Annotated in this window: 15 protein-coding genes; 8 read left to right on the top strand and 7 right to left on the bottom strand. The window is 53.2% G+C overall.

Features of this window, described 5'->3' with window-relative positions:
* Positions 1–33: 33 nt before the first annotated feature.
* From tcuB to ybfF, 7 genes are all read right to left on the bottom strand, one after another.
* Entirely contained in the window at positions 34–1,173 is a 1,140-nt protein-coding gene (gene tcuB, locus EGY08_RS06780) for a tricarballylate utilization 4Fe-4S protein TcuB (protein WP_004130469.1), read from the bottom strand.
* Complete coding sequence (tcuA, locus tag EGY08_RS06775; protein WP_004130471.1) at positions 1,160–2,563, bottom strand: FAD-dependent tricarballylate dehydrogenase TcuA; 1,404 nt, start codon at positions 2,561–2,563, stop codon at positions 1,160–1,162. The genes tcuB and tcuA overlap by 14 nt, the downstream gene beginning before the upstream one ends.
* 97 nt (positions 2,564–2,660) lie before the next feature.
* Complete coding sequence (tcuR, locus tag EGY08_RS06770; RefSeq protein WP_004130473.1) at positions 2,661–3,587, bottom strand: tricarballylate utilization LysR family transcriptional regulator TcuR; 927 nt, start codon at positions 3,585–3,587, stop codon at positions 2,661–2,663.
* Positions 3,588–3,716: 129 nt separating this feature from the next.
* Complete coding sequence (fur, locus tag EGY08_RS06765) at positions 3,717–4,169, bottom strand: ferric iron uptake transcriptional regulator (RefSeq protein ID WP_004130476.1); 453 nt, start codon at positions 4,167–4,169, stop codon at positions 3,717–3,719.
* A gap of 291 nt (positions 4,170–4,460) precedes the next feature.
* A complete protein-coding gene (fldA, locus tag EGY08_RS06760) occupies positions 4,461–4,991 on the bottom strand; it encodes a flavodoxin FldA (protein ID WP_004130478.1) in 531 nt (176 codons plus the stop codon).
* Positions 4,992–5,140: 149 nt separating this feature from the next.
* A complete protein-coding gene (gene ybfE / locus EGY08_RS06755; protein ID WP_004130480.1) occupies positions 5,141–5,434 on the bottom strand; it encodes a LexA regulated protein in 294 nt (97 codons plus the stop codon).
* A 133-nt stretch (positions 5,435–5,567) separates the two neighbouring features.
* Positions 5,568–6,341 carry an esterase gene (ybfF, locus tag EGY08_RS06750; RefSeq protein ID WP_004130483.1) on the bottom strand — a complete coding sequence of 258 codons (774 nt, stop codon included), beginning with the start codon at positions 6,339–6,341 and terminating at the stop codon, positions 5,568–5,570.
* 184 nt (positions 6,342–6,525) lie between these two features.
* Between ybfF and seqA the strand changes: the two genes are divergently transcribed.
* From seqA to EGY08_RS06710, 8 genes are all read left to right on the top strand, one after another.
* Positions 6,526–7,074: a replication initiation negative regulator SeqA gene (seqA, locus tag EGY08_RS06745; RefSeq protein WP_004130486.1), complete on the top strand. Its 549-nt coding sequence runs from the start codon at positions 6,526–6,528 to the stop codon at positions 7,072–7,074.
* A gap of 32 nt (positions 7,075–7,106) precedes the next feature.
* Positions 7,107–8,747: a phosphoglucomutase (alpha-D-glucose-1,6-bisphosphate-dependent) gene (gene pgm / locus EGY08_RS06740; protein ID WP_004130488.1), complete on the top strand. Its 1,641-nt coding sequence runs from the start codon at positions 7,107–7,109 to the stop codon at positions 8,745–8,747.
* Between the two features lie 57 nt (positions 8,748–8,804).
* Positions 8,805–9,224, top strand: coding sequence for a hypothetical protein (locus EGY08_RS06735; protein WP_004130490.1), 420 nt, complete (start codon positions 8,805–8,807; stop codon positions 9,222–9,224).
* A gap of 322 nt (positions 9,225–9,546) precedes the next feature.
* Positions 9,547–10,344, top strand: a complete 798-nt coding sequence (locus EGY08_RS06730) for a DeoR/GlpR family DNA-binding transcription regulator (RefSeq protein WP_004130492.1) — start codon at positions 9,547–9,549, stop codon at positions 10,342–10,344.
* A gap of 116 nt (positions 10,345–10,460) precedes the next feature.
* The gene (locus EGY08_RS06725; protein WP_004130493.1) at positions 10,461–11,534 is read left to right on the top strand and encodes an erythritol/L-threitol dehydrogenase; all 1,074 of its coding nucleotides are present in this window, start codon (positions 10,461–10,463) and stop codon (positions 11,532–11,534) included.
* Between the two features lie 281 nt (positions 11,535–11,815).
* A complete protein-coding gene (locus EGY08_RS06720) occupies positions 11,816–12,682 on the top strand; it encodes an ABC transporter substrate-binding protein (RefSeq protein WP_224325664.1) in 867 nt (288 codons plus the stop codon).
* 105 nt (positions 12,683–12,787) lie between these two features.
* Positions 12,788–14,272, top strand: coding sequence for a sugar ABC transporter ATP-binding protein (locus EGY08_RS06715; protein WP_004130495.1), 1,485 nt, complete (start codon positions 12,788–12,790; stop codon positions 14,270–14,272).
* A gap of 67 nt (positions 14,273–14,339) precedes the next feature.
* Positions 14,340–15,269 carry an ABC transporter permease gene (locus tag EGY08_RS06710; RefSeq protein ID WP_049115043.1) on the top strand — a complete coding sequence of 310 codons (930 nt, stop codon included), beginning with the start codon at positions 14,340–14,342 and terminating at the stop codon, positions 15,267–15,269.
* The last annotated feature ends 21 nt before the right edge of the window (positions 15,270–15,290 follow it).

The raw sequence follows: 15,290 nt of genomic DNA, 5'->3' as shown, positions 1-15,290 counted from the left end.
TTATCTTGTTTTTATAGAGGTAAGAGGAGCGGACTAGTCGCCTGCGACTGCCGCCTGTTTTCCGCGCCGTTTCTCAACCGCCCACTTGAGTAACGCCGCACAGCGATAAAATCCGTGGGCAAATTTTCCGTAAGGAAGGGTTAAAAACAGCGCCATCACCACGCCGAGATGAATGGCAAGCAGAATGCCCATCCACGAGGTGTCCCGTCCTGCCAGCAGGGCGAGACCGGTGAAGCTGGTCAGCAGCAGCAGCAGGATAAAGGCGCGATCCATCGGTTTTTGCCGCGGGTCGCCGTGCAGCGGTGAGCGGCGCAGGTTCAGCCATAGCAAACCCGCCGGGCCCACCAGCAGTCCGATGCCGCCGAGCGTACCCAGCACAACCGGTACGCTGAAGAACGGGTATGGGGCTTCCCAACCGGCGATATAGTGATAACCCGTAGCCACCACGGTGGCGGCGAAACAGAGTAGAAAACCGTAGAAGGTAAAGTGATGGAAACGACGGCGCATCAGGGTAAACGCGTCATCAGCCTCGTTGCAGCCTTTACCGTGCCCGCCGTCGAGATACTTCAGCGTGAGCGCATCATGTGAGGCTTTAGCGATGTCTATGGCCTGGGGCTGACCCGGCGAGATCTCGCGCCAGAAACGGATCACCCCGGCCATCAGTAACCCCATGGCCAGCATGAAGACCGTGCCAAACATCCACGCCAGCAGGTTATGGGGAAAAATCTGGTAAAAATCTCCTGCCAGCGGCGGATGTAGCAGAGAGCCTTTGAGCCCCATCGCCAGCAGCAGAAAGAGGATCAACCCACCGACCAGCGCCAGCGCCGTGGTCACGCCGGCCCGACGATACAGGCTGCCGAAAGCCGCGGGCTGGGCATAATGTTGATAGGTTTCCAGCCGCACTTCCGCCATCGCCTTCGGGACATTAATGGCAAACTCGTGCGGCGGCGCGTACTGGCAGGCATGTAGACAGGCGCCGCAGTTATGGCACAGGTTAGCCAGATAGTTTATATCCGCTTTACCAAAAGCCAGGCGCTGGGTCATCGCCGGAAATACGGCGCAAAAACCTTCGCAGTAGCGGCAGGCGTTACAGACCTGCATCACTCGTTCGACTTCCGCTTCCGGCTCGGTGATGATTTGCGCGTCAATGATCAGCTTTTCAAGCGACTTCATGGTGTCTCTCCTGCAGTGCCGCGCGGGCGGCTTGTTGGCCGGCAATGCGGCCGAATGTCGTCCCGATGGACATGCCCACGCCGGCGGTATAGCCTTTGCCCAATACGTTGCCGGCCATCATCTCACCGGCAACGAACAGGCTACGGCTCGGCTTGCCCGCAAAATGGACGGCGGCGTGTTCATTGACGTAGAGCCCCAGGTAGGTGAAAGTGATCCCCGGTCGTAGGGCATAGCCGTAGTAAGGCGGCGTATCGATGGGCCGCGCCCAGTGGGTTTTCGGCGGCGTCAGGCCGGATGTCGCGCAGTTATCAAGGCGGGTATGATCGAACTGGCCGGGCGCGCAGGCGGCGTTGTAGCGGGCGATAGTTTGCGACAAGCGCTCCGCGTCCAGCCCCAGCTGGCGAGCCAATTCTTCGATGGTATTGGCCTGGGCGCCGGGGAAAACGGGCGGCATAAAGTGGCCGATCGCTTTGCTGTCGATGATCGAGTAACCGATTTGGCCGGGCTGGTGGGCGACCAGCCTGCCCCAGATGGCATAACGTTTGGGCCAGAAATCTTCCCCTTCGTCATAAAAGCGCCCGGCGTCACGGTTGACGACCACCCCCAGCGACACGCAATCCACGCGCGTACAGATCCCGCCATCGTACAGCGGCGCCCTGGCGTCAATGGCGACGCAGTGGGATTGCGAAGGATCGCCGATGATGTCAGCCCCGGCGTCAATCATAAATTTGAGTAACACGCCCTGGTTGAAGCGGGTGCCGCGGATGAGAAAGTTATCGGCTGGCCATTCGCCACGCTCATTCTGTCCCCATGCTTCTCGCAGCCACTCGCGGTTAGATTCAAATCCGCCGGCGGCGAGGACGCAGGTTTTGGCGACGATCCTTTCTTCGCCCGCCAGCGCAGCAACGAATTCGCCATTAGATAATTCGAGCGCCTGTACCGGCGTGTTGTAGCGGATTTGTACGCCCATCTGCTCCGCGCTGCGGTAATAGGCGTTGACCAGGGCTTTGCCGCCGCCCATAAAAAAAGCGTTGGTGCGGGCAACGTGCAGGGCGCCGGAGAGCGGCGGCTGAAAGTTAACGCCGTGCTGGCGCATCCAGTCCCGGCATTGCGATGAGGTGCGGATCACCAGGCGCGCCAGCGCTTCGTTGGTGTTACCCTCGGTGACGCGCAGCAGGTCCTGCCAGTACTCTTCTTCCGGATAGCTGTCGATTAAAACATCCTGCGGAGCATCGTGCATACAGCGAAGATTCCGCGTGTGCTGAGAGTTTCCGCCTCGCCATTCTCGCGGCGCAGCCTCCAGCAGCAGCACGGACGCGCCGGCTTCCCGGGCGGTTAACGCGGCGCATAGCGCGGCATTGCCGCCGCCAATCACCAGTACATCCACCATTTTTGGCTCCATTACGCTTTGCTTGATTGTTAAATTTGTAATGGAAATGTATGTGTTTTGGCCGTGAGAACGCTATGGCGTATTGCTAAAGGGGGGTTTAGTGCGCGTAAAGGCTGGCGCCGGGCCAGCGGCCTGACTCCACGAGCTGACGCATGACTTTCGCCAGTATTACCCGCGCGGCAAGGCCCGCTGGGGTCAGTTCATCATCTGAAAGGCTGACGAGAAAGTTTGGCCGACTGAGTATTGGATTCTCGACGCCGATCACTCTCAGGGACTCGCCGTCGAGATGGGAAATCGCCGCCCCCGGTTGCAGCGTGGCGCCCAGTCCGTCGCGGACGGCGCGCATCAGCAGGGCCAGACCGTCGATTTCAGCCACCACATCAACGTTGAGGGCGTGCTCCTGGCAGATTGCTTCCAGCCTGCCGCGCAGTCCATGCCCCAGGCTTGGCATTATCAGCGGGATAGCGGCCAGCTGGCCAGGCGAGATGCTCGCTTCGGGAAGGGGGGCCAGCACGTCATGGGTGCCAAGCAGAAACAGACGCTCCTCGAGAATAGGCCTGGCGCTCCAGCGCACAAGCTTCTCCTTCTGAAACACGATAGCTAAATCAAGCTGGCGGGTGTTGATCATGCGTTCCAGATTACCGGAGAGGCTCTCGACCAAATGCAGGCGGACGTCGGCATAGCTTTCGCGCATCGCGTGAATAAAAGGGACCCCAAGCACAGAGGCGGTGCTGGGGGCCATACCGACGCTGACGTGGCCGGAAAGGCGCGCCTCGCGCGCGGCGAGAACCGCATCGTCGGCGTGACGCAGTGCGAGCTGCGCCTGGGAGTAGAAGGCGAGACCAGCGCTGGTCGGCATTACGCCGCGCGAAGTCCTCTGCAGCAGACGGATGGCGAGTTCGTTCTCAAGGCGCGCCATCTGTTGGCTCAGCGCGGAGACGCCGATATTCAGATCAAGCGCGGCGCGGCCCATACTGCCGGTTTCAATAATGCGGACAAAATAGCGTAGCTGGCGAAGCTCCATGTCGACTCTCCGTACACGTCAGGATGTACTGACAGTAAACGTATTGCAGCGTGAGAGAAAGAGGCAGCAAATTCCGGGCAAAAAAAAGCCAACCTTCAGGTTGGCTTTTTGCGGGATACGATGCGGTGATTATTTCTCTGCCGCGTCGTGGGCATGTTCATCTTCGCGGCAGTCGCCTTCCGCACAGTGACCGTACAGGTACAGGCTGTGGTTGGTCAGGCGAATACCGTGCCTTGCGGCAATTTCACGCTGGCGCGCTTCGATGGAATCATCGCTAAATTCGATCACTTTGCCGCAGTCGAGGCAAATCAGGTGATCGTGATGATGCTGCTGCGTCAGTTCAAAAACGGATTTACCGCCTTCAAAATTATGACGGGTGACGATGCCGGCGTCGTCGAACTGGTTCAGTACGCGGTAGACGGTGGCCAGGCCAATCTCTTCACCCATATCAATCAGGCGTTTGTATAAGTCTTCCGCACTGACATGATGGTTATCCGGTCCTTGCAGCACTTCCAGGATTTTTAATCTCGGTAGCGTCACTTTCAGGCCAGCTTTCTTTAATGCGGTATTGTTGTCAGTCATGCGGAATCTGTCCTGTTGCTAAACGATCTACTTCCATCAGCGGAAGTAATACAGAGAATCACCCGATGTAATGCGTCTCATTATAGAACTGCCATGGTGAAATGAAAACTGCAAGCATCGGGCCTTGTATGCTGTCAAAAACGAGGCACTCGCTACAAAGTGCTTCACGCGACCCCGTTAAATCAGAGGACATTGTACAGATATGTGATTAAAAGTTAAAAACTTGTAGCTATAACTTTGATTGCTTTTATCTATCAATTCGACGAAATCTGATGATTTCGTCGTTTAGACTCAGGCATTCTTGATTTCTTCGAGGTGCAGCTCTTCAGAAATCTGTTTTACCCATTTTTCCACGCGTTCGTTAGTCAATTCTGGCTGACGATCTTCGTCAATGGCCAGGCCAACAAAGTGATCGTCATCGGCCAGGCCTTTAGAGGCTTCAAAATGGTAGCCCGCGGTCGGCCAGTGGCCAACGATAGTTGCGCCGCGCGGTTCGATGATATCGCGGATGGTACCAAGCGCATCGCAGAAGTATTCAGCATAGTCTTCCTGATCGCCACAGCCAAATAGCGCGACCAGTTTGCCGTTGAAATCGATCTCTTCCAGCGTCGGGAAGAAATCGTCCCAGTCGCACTGGGCTTCGCCGTAGTACCAGGTCGGAATGCCGAGCAGCAGGATATCGTGACCTTCCAGATCCTCTTTGCTGCTTTTGGCAATGTCGTGAACATCAGCAACATCTTTACCAAGCTGCTTTTGGATCATTTTTGCAATATTTTCGGTGTTGCCGGTGTCGCTGCCAAAAAAGATGCCGATGATTGCCATGAGTAAAATAACCTCTTGAAACTTAATGATGTGGTAGTGGCATAATGCCCGCAGATAGGGGCAATGATAGCAGAACAGAGAAGGCCGCGGAAACAGCAATCACGCCCAACTGCACACTCTGCTACATGAAAGCTTATTTTTTGAGGGTTTTAGGCTTTATCCTGGCCGCGCAGGGCCGCCAGCTGGCTCATCAGCATCTCTTCGATAAGATCGCTGCGGTTCATATTACGGGCTTCCGCCAGCTCATTAAGCGCATCGACCGCATCGGCATTCAGCTTTAGCTCCACGCGCTTAAGACCGCGACTCTTGTCGCGTTTAAGCTGATTGCGTTTGTTGATGCGCAGCTGTTCATCACGCGAAAGCGGATTGGTTTTCGGTCTACCCGGCCGACGCTCGGTTGCGAACAAATCTAATGTCGTACGGTCCGTTTGTTCTTTTGCCATGATTCAGAGTGACTTCGGGGGAAACAAGCTATCGGGCATAGCCGACGCAGACAGCGCGCCATAATACATCAGGCGACGGGCTGCGCCAACGACCGCGGGCATTAAGCCGCGCGGTCGGGCAGATTTTAGCCAGTCAGGCGGCGATAGAGGTTAAATAACGACGAATTGCGCGGATCACGGCCTCCGGTTTTTCGGCATGCACCCAGTGCCCGGCGCCGGCGATAACGTGCGCACGCGCCTGGGGAAACTGCGCCAATAGTGCGTCACGGTATGCGTCGGTGACGTAGGGGGAGTTACCGCCGGGGATAAACAGCGCCGGATGTGGCCAGGCCGGAACGGTTTGCCAGCCGACGATATTATCGTACTGCTCCCACAGCACCGGTACGTTAAACCGCCACTGGCCGTCTACGAAGGACTTCAGCAGAAACTGAATCACGCCCTCTTCGTTAAGGTGCTGACGCATGACTGCCGCCGCCTGTTGACGCGTTGCGGCGCCCGCGTCGGTGACGGCGTTGATGGCGGCGAAGATTTCATCATGACGGCGAACCTGATAATCCACCGGGGCGATATCAATGGCGATCAGGCCCGCGATGCGCTCCGGCGCCAGCGCGCTCAGCGCCATCACCGCTTTACCGCCCATGGAGTGACCAATAAAGGTAGCTTTCTCAATCTGTGATTCATTGAGAGTATCAAGCAGATCCTGGGCCATCGCGGCATAGGTCATTTCCGGCGAGCGCGGCGAAAGACCGTGGTTTCGCATGTCGACCTGTAAAATATCGCGATCGTGAACCAGGTCGCGGGCGAGGATCCCAAGGTTATCCAGGCTGCCAAAAAGGCCGTGGACCAGGACGATAGGGGGATTATTGTGCGGATTCTGTGCAGATTGCGCTCGGCTATTTAATTTCATGGCAAAGTTCTTTTTTTCGCTCCGTCGGGTTAGGGTATTATGTTGGACATTCTGCCATCCGGCTGCAAGACCCGGAAGATTTCCGAGTTTTACCGCCATCCTGGTTTGACGCTATCCGCGGTTGGGATTTGACCCTATAATCCCGACAACTTGTATTCAGAAAAAGATATCGCACTGGATTAAGATGAAAACAATTGAAGTTGATGATGAACTCTATAGCTATATTGCCAGCCATACCAAGCATATTGGCGAGAGCGCATCCGACATTTTACGGCGTATGTTGAAGTTTTCCGCCGTTTCCCAGCCTGTCGCACCGGTAGCGAAAGCCGCTCCGGCCCCTGCGCCAACGCCTGCCGCTGAAGTGAAGCCCGCTAATCCTCTGAAAGATAAAGTCCGCGCGATGCGTGAGCTGCTGTTATCTGATGAGTACGCTGAACAAAAGCGCGCGGTAAACCGTTTCATGCTGGTTCTGACTACCCTCTACTCCTTAGACAGCAAAGCGTTCGCGGAGGCGACCGAGTCCCTGCACGGCCGCACCCGCGTTTATTTCGCTGAGGATGAGCGCACGCTGCAGAAAAACGGTAATCAGACGAAACCTAAGCAGGTTCCTGGTACACCGTGGTGGGTCATTACAAATACCAATACCGGTCGCAAATGCAGCATGATCGAACATATCATGCAGTCTATGCAGTTCCCTGCGGAATTGATCGAAAAGGTTTGCGGTACAATCTAGTTAATTAACTTTTGCACCAGAAGGATCAGGCAATGGCAATCGATAAGCGCGCGGGTCAACCTGCGCAACAGAGTGATTTGATTAACGTCGCCCAGCTGACTGCCCAGTACTATGTGCTGAAGCCGGAAGTCGGCAACGCGGAACATGCGGTGAAGTTTGGCACCTCCGGTCACCGCGGCAGCGCGGCGCGCCACAACTTCAACGAGCAGCACATTCTGGCGATTGCTCAGGCAATTGCGGAAGACCGCGCGAAGAACGGGATCGCCGGCCCATGCTATGTCGGGAAGGACACGCACGCACTCTCCGAACCGGCTTTCATTTCCGTACTGGAAGTGCTGGCGGCAAACGGCGTTGACGTCATCGTTCAGGAAAACAACGGCTTCACCCCGACGCCGGCGATTTCCAATGCGATTCTGGTGCATAACAAAAAGGGCGGTCCGCTGGCTGACGGTATTGTGATCACGCCGTCCCACAACCCACCGGAAGACGGTGGTATCAAGTACAATCCGCCAAACGGCGGCCCGGCGGATACCAACGTGACCAAGGTTGTCGAAAATCGCGCCAATGAACTGCTCGCTGCCGGTCTGCAGGGCGTCAAGCGTATTTCTCTTGATGCGGCGCTGGCCTCCGGCCACGTTAAAGAACAGGATCTGGTGCAGCCGTTTATTGAAGGGCTGGCGGATATCGTCGATATGGCGGCGATCCAGAAAGCCGGATTGACCCTCGGCGTTGACCCGCTGGGCGGCTCCGGTATCGAATACTGGAAGCGTATCGCTGAGCATTACAACCTCAATCTAACCATCGTCAACGACCATGTCGATCAGACCTTCCGCTTTATGCATCTCGATAAAGACGGCGCAATCCGCATGGACTGCTCCTCCGAGTGCGCGATGGCGGGCCTGCTGGCGCTGCGCGACAAATTTGACCTGGCCTTCGCGAATGACCCGGATTACGACCGTCACGGTATCGTCACGCCGGCCGGGTTGATGAACCCGAACCACTATCTGGCGGTGGCGATTAACTACCTGTTCCAGCATCGCCCGCAGTGGGGCAAAGATGTCGCTGTGGGTAAAACCCTGGTCTCCTCGGCGATGATTGACCGCGTGGTTAACGACCTCGGCCGTAAGCTGGTGGAAGTGCCGGTCGGCTTTAAGTGGTTTGTTGATGGTCTGTTTGACGGCAGCTTCGGCTTCGGCGGCGAAGAGAGCGCGGGCGCTTCGTTCCTGCGCTTTGACGGCACTCCGTGGTCCACCGACAAAGACGGCATCATCATGTGCCTGCTGGCGGCGGAAATCACCGCGGTCACCGGGAAAAACCCGCAGCAGCACTACGACGAGCTGGCAGAGCGCTTCGGCGCGCCGAGCTACAACCGTCTGCAGGCCTCCGCGACCTCTGCCCAGAAAGCGGCGCTGTCTAAGCTCTCTCCGGAAATGGTCAGCGCCAGCACCCTGGCGGGCGACCCGATTACCGCGCGTCTGACCGCGGCGCCGGGTAACGGGGCGGCGATTGGCGGCCTGAAGGTGATGACCGACAACGGCTGGTTCGCCGCGCGTCCTTCAGGTACCGAAGACGCCTATAAAATCTACTGTGAAAGCTTCCTTGGCGCTGAGCACCGTCAGCAGATTGAGAAAGAAGCGGTGGAAATTGTCAGCGAAGTGCTGAAAAACGCGTAAGTGACATGATGATAATCAGGCCCTTTTCAGGGCCTGATTTTTTTCGCAGGGATAGCGATGAAACTGGAACAAAAAAACGTTTTTTGGTTTTGGGGCGGGATGGATCTCTTTTATCTCTTGCAGTTTATTGGCTGGAACATCTACCACCAGCGAGTGCCGCTTTACGACGATATCCTCTCCTTTTTACCGCTGCTGCAAACCTGGGGCTCCGCGGCCGCCTGGCTGTTTTCACTTCATTTTATTCTGACTGTCAGTATTCCCGCGTCGATGATTCTCTTCTGGCGCCAGAGCCGCTATGCGCCATGGCTGGCCTATGCGCAGACGCCGCTGCGTCTGGCCTTTATGCTCCCGTCGCTTTCGCTGGTGGTCTGGCTGGCACAGGCGATGGCATTTAAAAGCGCGGCCTTCTTTATTGCTCTGCTGCTGGTTTCAGAAGCGGCAAAAGTCGTGACATTATGGCGATGCCGCAAGGTTTGACCTTACGTGTTATCAAGACGACACAGGGTTGCCGGGTATTACGCTGACTGAATCGGGCATAAACGGGTATTATAGCTTTGACCGGGTTTGCCCGTTTTAGTGAATATGCTGCTAAAGCAAACGAACAATCACGGCTAATTCTGCGATTTTAATCACAATTTTATTCCATCCAAAATGAAAGTTACCTGATATATATGATCAACTTCAAACTAAAAAAAGCTAAAAACTTGTTTTGATTTTGTATGATTTATGTCACTTACTGATATGGACGATTTTGTTATATTTATGTCATTAAATCCTGAATGCTTTCTTGAGAACGTCTATGTTACAAGTGAAACGTCATTCATTAATTGTGGAATATGTCGTAGAAAAAGGATGTGCCAGAGTTAATGAACTCTCACAGATATTTGGCGTATCTCCAGAAACTATTCGTCGAGATTTAACCTCGCTGGCGAAAAATAAAAAAATAGTTCGCAGTTTTGGCGGCGCAATGATTTCTGAAAATAACGCATCATTTTTAGCTGCCGATACGCCGACAAATCACGGGAACTTTGTCGATAAAGCCGAGGCCTTTATTAAGCGTACCAAAGAGCAGCCAGAACGTAAGATGCGCATCGCTAAAGGTGCGCTGCAGTTTATTCATGAGCATGAGTGCATTATCATGGATAATAGCAGCTCCTGCTGGTTTTTAGCACGTCAGCTGCCTGACATCGAGCTGACGGTGATTACCAATTCTTTGAATATTATTCAAACCTTAGCCTGTCGTAAGAAAATAAGAATAGTCAGCGTTGGGGGTGAATATTCTGAGCGCCACGGTGATTTTCACGGTCCGGTCGCCGAGTTCATTATCAACAACTTTAAGGTCAATAAGCTGTTTTTTTCTTGCCAGGGGCTCGACGCCGGGCTGGAAATAAAAGACAGCAATGAAGTTAACGTCCGGCTGAAGCAGGAGATGCTCAAAGTTGCCGATCAAAAAATCCTGATGGTCGATAGCAGTAAGTTTGAACGCTATTCACTCTATAAAATATGCGATCTGGCGGATATTGATGTGTTGATCACTAACGAATTACCAGCTGATATCTATCGCCAGCACCAGGTACATATTGTCGAGACTAAATAGCCGTTCTGCCAGATATTTTACAGGCATTATTATTTAATAGTCCTTGTGCCAAATGGAGGAGTATTGCGCTAGCAATACTATTCCTCTTCATTATTTATCCGAAAAAGAGGTTTACGATGGAACAATTACCTGAAGGTATGAAAGCGGTTGTCTGCCATGGCCCCCAGGATTATCGCTTTGAGAAAATTCCCCGCCCGGTCGCCAAAGAAAAGGAAGTGGTTATTAAGGTTGACGGGTGTGGAATCTGCGCCGGCGACTGCAAGGCCCAGGACGGCGCGCCGATGTTCTGGGGCGATAATCCGTGGGTAAAAACGCCGGTAGTGCCCGGCCATGAGTTTTACGGTCGGGTTGCCGAGTTAGGCCCGGGCTCCGCTGAAAAATATCAATTAAAAATTGGCGATCGCATCCTGGCCGAACAGATTGTCCCCTGCCATGAATGCCGTTTCTGTAAAACCGGAAAATACTGGATGTGCGAAACCCATGATATTTACGGCTTCCAGAAAGATGTCGCCGATGGTGGTATGGCTGAATATATGCGTTTCTCCGAACGCGCGATTATTCATAAAATTCCTGAATCATTAAGTGAAGAAGATGCTGCGCTGATCGAACCTATGGCCTGCGCAATCCATACGGTACGCCGCGGAGATATCGAACTGGATGATGTGGTTGTTATCGCCGGCGCTGGGCCGCTGGGGCTGTGTATGGTACAGGTCGCTCATCTGAAAACGCCGAAGAAACTGGTGGTCATCGACACGATGGACGACCGCCTGGCGCTGGCGAAAGCGTTTGGCGCCGACGTGGTCATCAATGCGGCGCAAGAGGACGCCATCGCTATCGTAAAATCCATGACCGATGGCTACGGCTGCGATGTGTATATCGAAGCGACGGGTGCCCCCATTGGCGTGACCCAGGGTCTGGAGATGATTCGTAAGCTGGGACGCTTCGTTGAGTTCAGCGTGTTTGGTAAAGAAACGACCGCCGACTGGTCGATTATTGGCGACCGTAAAGAGCTGGATATCCGCGGCGCGCATCTGGGACCTTACAGCTATGAAATCGCCATCGATCTCTTTGCGCGCGGTCTGCTGACCGCCAAAGGCGTGGTGACGCATTTCTATTCTATTGATGAATGGAAAGCCGCTTTTGAGATGGCTAAATCGCTCGATTCCATTAAGGTCGTCATTAAGCCATAAAAATTTTTAACTAGTTAAGTTCGCCATTTTTAATTATTACGCTAATGACCGTCGATGGCTGTTCATTAAATACTGCATTTCAATCATGGGGATAACTGAGATCAATATCGGTGGCTTCTGGCTATCCGTCAGCGGTGGATTTATTGCTCAGTATATCAGGCAGCATCCGTACCATGAAAACGCTGATAAATAATTTTTATTTCTCAGCGCATTACTCAATAAGGAGATAGTGAATGCCTGTAAAATTTAAGACTAAAGCAATACTCTCAGGACTTCTTGCGATGAGCCTGGTTGCCTGCGTTAATGCCAAACCTTTGACTATTGGTATGTCGTTCCAGGAATTGAATAACGAATATTTCGTCACCATGAAAGAGTCGCTTGAGCAGTCGGCAAAAGATATTAATGCCACCGTCTATACAGCGGATGCGGCGCATGATGTCTCCAAGCAGATTAGCGACGTTGAGGATATGCTGCAAAAGAAAATAGATATTTTGCTGATTAACCCAGCTGATAGCGTCGGTGCGGAAACCGCCGTACTGGCCGCTAAAAAAGCCGGCGTGGTGGTGGTGGCGATAGATGCTCAGGCTAATGGTCCGATAGATTCTTTTGTCGGCTCAAAAAACTATGATGCGGGCTTTATTGCCGGGGAGCACTTAGCCAAAGCGCTGGGTGATAAAGGCAACGTAGCGATTCTCGACGGGATTCCGGTAGTGCCTATTCTGGAGCGTGTGCGCGGCTTTGAAGATGCGATGAAAAAGCATCCCAATATTAAAGTGATTACCAAACTGAATGGTAAACAAGAGCGCGATACCTCCATGAGCGTGACGGAAAATATGCTGCAATCTAACCCGACGCTCAACGGTATTTTTAGCGTGAATGATGTTGGCTCACTTGGCGCTCTGGCGGCGATTCAGGCATCAGGACGCGATGTGAAGCTAGTGAGCGTTGATGGTTCTCCGGAAGCGGTCGCTGAAATTGCTAAAGGTAATACGCCGTTTATTGCCACCGCCGCTCAGTTCCCGCGCGATCAGCTGCGTATTGGTTTAGGCATTGCTCTGGCCAAACATTGGGGCGCGAATATTCCTAAGGAGATCCCTGTTGATGTGAAGCTTATCGATAAAACCAACGCCAAAGATTTCCACTGGTAATCGCCTTATTACGCCACAGCGGCTCTCGCTAATTCAGGTGAGCCGTGCCGGATTCTTATTAAAGTATGGCTCGCTATTTTACCGAGCCATTATGGAGCGATGTTTATGCCCAGCTTACTGGAAGTCAAAAACGTCAGTAAAAGCTTCCCCGGGGTCAAGGCGCTGGATAATGTCAATATCACCCTTGGCCGAGGGGAGGTGCATGCTTTATTAGGTGAAAACGGCGCGGGTAAATCGACGTTAATGAAAATCCTTTGCGGGATATATCAACCTGACGCTGGTAATATTTTTATTGATGGTAAGCAACAGCATTTTCATAACTATCGTGACGCGATTGCCTGCGGCGTAGGGATTATCTTTCAGGAGTTTTCTCTTATTCCCTATCTGAACGCTTATGAGAATATTTTCCTTAATCGCGAAAAGGTAAATAGTTTTGGCCTGTTAGATCGTAAAGCGATGCGCCGCGAGGCGTTGCGGATTTTTAAAGATCTTGGCGTGACCCTCGATCCCGATGAGCAAATTTGCCATCTCAGCGTCGCCGAGCAGCAGTTTGTGGAAATTGCCAAAGCGCTGTCGCTGGATGCGCGAATTCTCATTCTGGATGAGCCCACCGCGACCTTAACCCCGAGCGAAGCGGAGCATCTTTTCCGCGTGATGCGCGATTTAAAGGCCAAAGGCGTCGGGATGTTCTTTATTTCTCACCATCTAGAGGAGATATATGAGATCTGTGACAGCCTGAGCATACTCCGCGACGGCAAATATATCGGGTCGGCACAGGTCGACAATATCGATATCGCCGAGATGATCCAGATGATGGTCGGCCGTGAGGTGGAGAATATCTATCCCGAACGGCGGACGCTGGCGCATGATGACATACTACTGGAGGCGGAAATTCAGCTTACCGAAAGTAGCCAGGTCAATCGGCTGACGCTGCGCAAAGGGGAGATCTTAGGCCTCGCTGGGCTAGTGGGATCGGGGCGTTCCGAAGCGATCCTGGCTCTGACCGGCGCGGATAAATGCTTCAAAAAACGCGTCCGCCTGGCCGGAAAAGAGGTGACGATAAAATCCACCGACCGGGCTCTGCGTCTGGGCATTGGTCTGTTGCCGGAAAGCCGAAAAACGCAGGGGCTGGTGCTGCCTTTTTCGGTCAAAGATAATATCTGGCTTAACAAACACGCCTGCCAGTTCTCGCTTATCCGCGATAACGAAGAGCGCCTGACCGCCGAGCGCTTAATTAGTCACGTTGGCGTGAAAACGCCGGATGCCGGGACCGCGGTGGGAACGTTGAGCGGCGGTAACCAGCAGAAAGTCGTTATTTCCCGTTGGTTGAATCATGATGTCAATATTCTTATTTTTGACGAACCGACTCGCGGTATTGATGTCGGAGCGAAATCAGAAATCTATCAGATTATGCGCGACCTCACCGCCCAGGGTATTTCAATAATTATGATTTCATCTGAGCTACCAGAGGTGATTGGCGTTAGCGACCGGGTGATGGTTTTTCGCGACGGTAATATCGTTGCCGAACTCGAGAGCGACCAAATCAATTCCACAGTGATTATGCTGCACGCTGCCGGTAATATTATTTAGGGAGTATTAAATGAGTAATGAAAACGTGTCATTAGCGCCCGCCGCATCTCCTGATAAAAATAAAAAGATGCTCCATGGTTTATTAAAAATGCCCGCGTTCCTGCCGTTTGTTGGTCTGGTACTCCTGTTCTCCTGTATGGCTATTTTTAATGACTACTTTTTAACGGTCGATAACTTATCGACCGTCGCCCGTCAGGTCTCGATTAATGCCATCATTGCTATTGGGATGACCTTTGCCATCCTGACCGGCGGGATCGACCTCTCCGTCGGCGCGGTCATGGCCCTGGCCGGTACCCTGATGGCGGGATTAATGAAGTACTACGGTTTAGATCCGTGGTTAGCCATTCTTATCGGCCTGTGTTCTGGCGTCGCCTTTGGCGCGCTGAACGGCTTTTTAACCGCCTACGGTAAAATGCCGCCGATTATCGTGACCCTCGGGGCAATGATTATTGCGAAGGGGCTGGCGCTAATCTATACCGGTGGCTATCCCATTTCCGGCTTACCGGATTCATTCGCTTTTTGGGGCCGCGAATATCTGTTCGGTATTCAGGTGCCTATTATTCTGATGGCGGTTTTATATCTCATCTTTTATATCGTCCTGAATCATATGCCGTTTGGTCGCTATGTTTATTCCCTCGGCGGTAATGAAGAAGCGGCGCGTCTGAGCGGCCTGCGGGTGAAATATTATAAATTGCTGGTTTACGTGATCAGCGGCTTTACTGCCAGTTTTGCCGGTCTTATTTTCACCTCGCGGGTGATGAGCGGCCAGCCGAATGCCGGCGTCGGATTTGAACTGGATGCCATTGCCGCAGTGGTACTCGGCGGGGCATCCATTGCTGGCGGTCGCGGAATGATTATCGGCACGCTGATTGGCGCCATGATGCTCGGCGTACTGAATAATGGTTTAAACCTTCTTGGGATCTCACCCTACGTTCAGTACGTGGTGAAAGGGCTTATTATTTGGGGCGCCACCTTTATTAGCTCAGCCAGACGTTAACTTATTTTAAATATGAGGCGA

The sequence above is a fragment of the Klebsiella sp. FDAARGOS_511 genome (assembly GCF_003812845.1).
In the GTDB taxonomy this organism is placed as follows: Bacteria; Pseudomonadota; Gammaproteobacteria; order Enterobacterales; family Enterobacteriaceae; genus Klebsiella; species Klebsiella grimontii.
Note: the sequence above shows the minus strand (reverse complement) of the source record. Positions and strands in the feature narration are given on the sequence as shown.

What these genes read in the sequence shown, in the direction of transcription:
- ybfE (WP_004130480.1), bottom strand. Translation starts at nt 5,434, where the DNA reads ATGGCAAAAGAACAAACGGACCGTACGACATTAGATTTGTTCGCAACC.
- ybfF (WP_004130483.1), bottom strand. Translation starts at nt 6,341, where the DNA reads ATGAAATTAAATAGCCGAGCGCAATCTGCACAGAATCCGCACAATAAT.
- pgm (WP_004130488.1), top strand. Translation starts at nt 7,107, where the DNA reads ATGGCAATCGATAAGCGCGCGGGTCAACCTGCGCAACAGAGTGATTTG.
- tcuA (WP_004130471.1), bottom strand. Translation starts at nt 2,563, where the DNA reads ATGGTGGATGTACTGGTGATTGGCGGCGGCAATGCCGCGCTATGCGCC.
- seqA (WP_004130486.1), top strand. Translation starts at nt 6,526, where the DNA reads ATGAAAACAATTGAAGTTGATGATGAACTCTATAGCTATATTGCCAGC.
- EGY08_RS06710 (WP_049115043.1), top strand. Translation starts at nt 14,340, where the DNA reads ATGCTCCATGGTTTATTAAAAATGCCCGCGTTCCTGCCGTTTGTTGGT.
- EGY08_RS06725 (WP_004130493.1), top strand. Translation starts at nt 10,461, where the DNA reads ATGGAACAATTACCTGAAGGTATGAAAGCGGTTGTCTGCCATGGCCCC.
- EGY08_RS06720 (WP_224325664.1), top strand. Translation starts at nt 11,816, where the DNA reads ATGAGCCTGGTTGCCTGCGTTAATGCCAAACCTTTGACTATTGGTATG.
- fur (WP_004130476.1), bottom strand. Translation starts at nt 4,169, where the DNA reads ATGACTGACAACAATACCGCATTAAAGAAAGCTGGCCTGAAAGTGACG.
- EGY08_RS06735 (WP_004130490.1), top strand. Translation starts at nt 8,805, where the DNA reads ATGAAACTGGAACAAAAAAACGTTTTTTGGTTTTGGGGCGGGATGGAT.
- EGY08_RS06730 (WP_004130492.1), top strand. Translation starts at nt 9,547, where the DNA reads ATGTTACAAGTGAAACGTCATTCATTAATTGTGGAATATGTCGTAGAA.
- tcuB (WP_004130469.1), bottom strand. Translation starts at nt 1,173, where the DNA reads ATGAAGTCGCTTGAAAAGCTGATCATTGACGCGCAAATCATCACCGAG.
- fldA (WP_004130478.1), bottom strand. Translation starts at nt 4,991, where the DNA reads ATGGCAATCATCGGCATCTTTTTTGGCAGCGACACCGGCAACACCGAA.
- EGY08_RS06715 (WP_004130495.1), top strand. Translation starts at nt 12,788, where the DNA reads ATGCCCAGCTTACTGGAAGTCAAAAACGTCAGTAAAAGCTTCCCCGGG.
- tcuR (WP_004130473.1), bottom strand. Translation starts at nt 3,587, where the DNA reads ATGGAGCTTCGCCAGCTACGCTATTTTGTCCGCATTATTGAAACCGGC.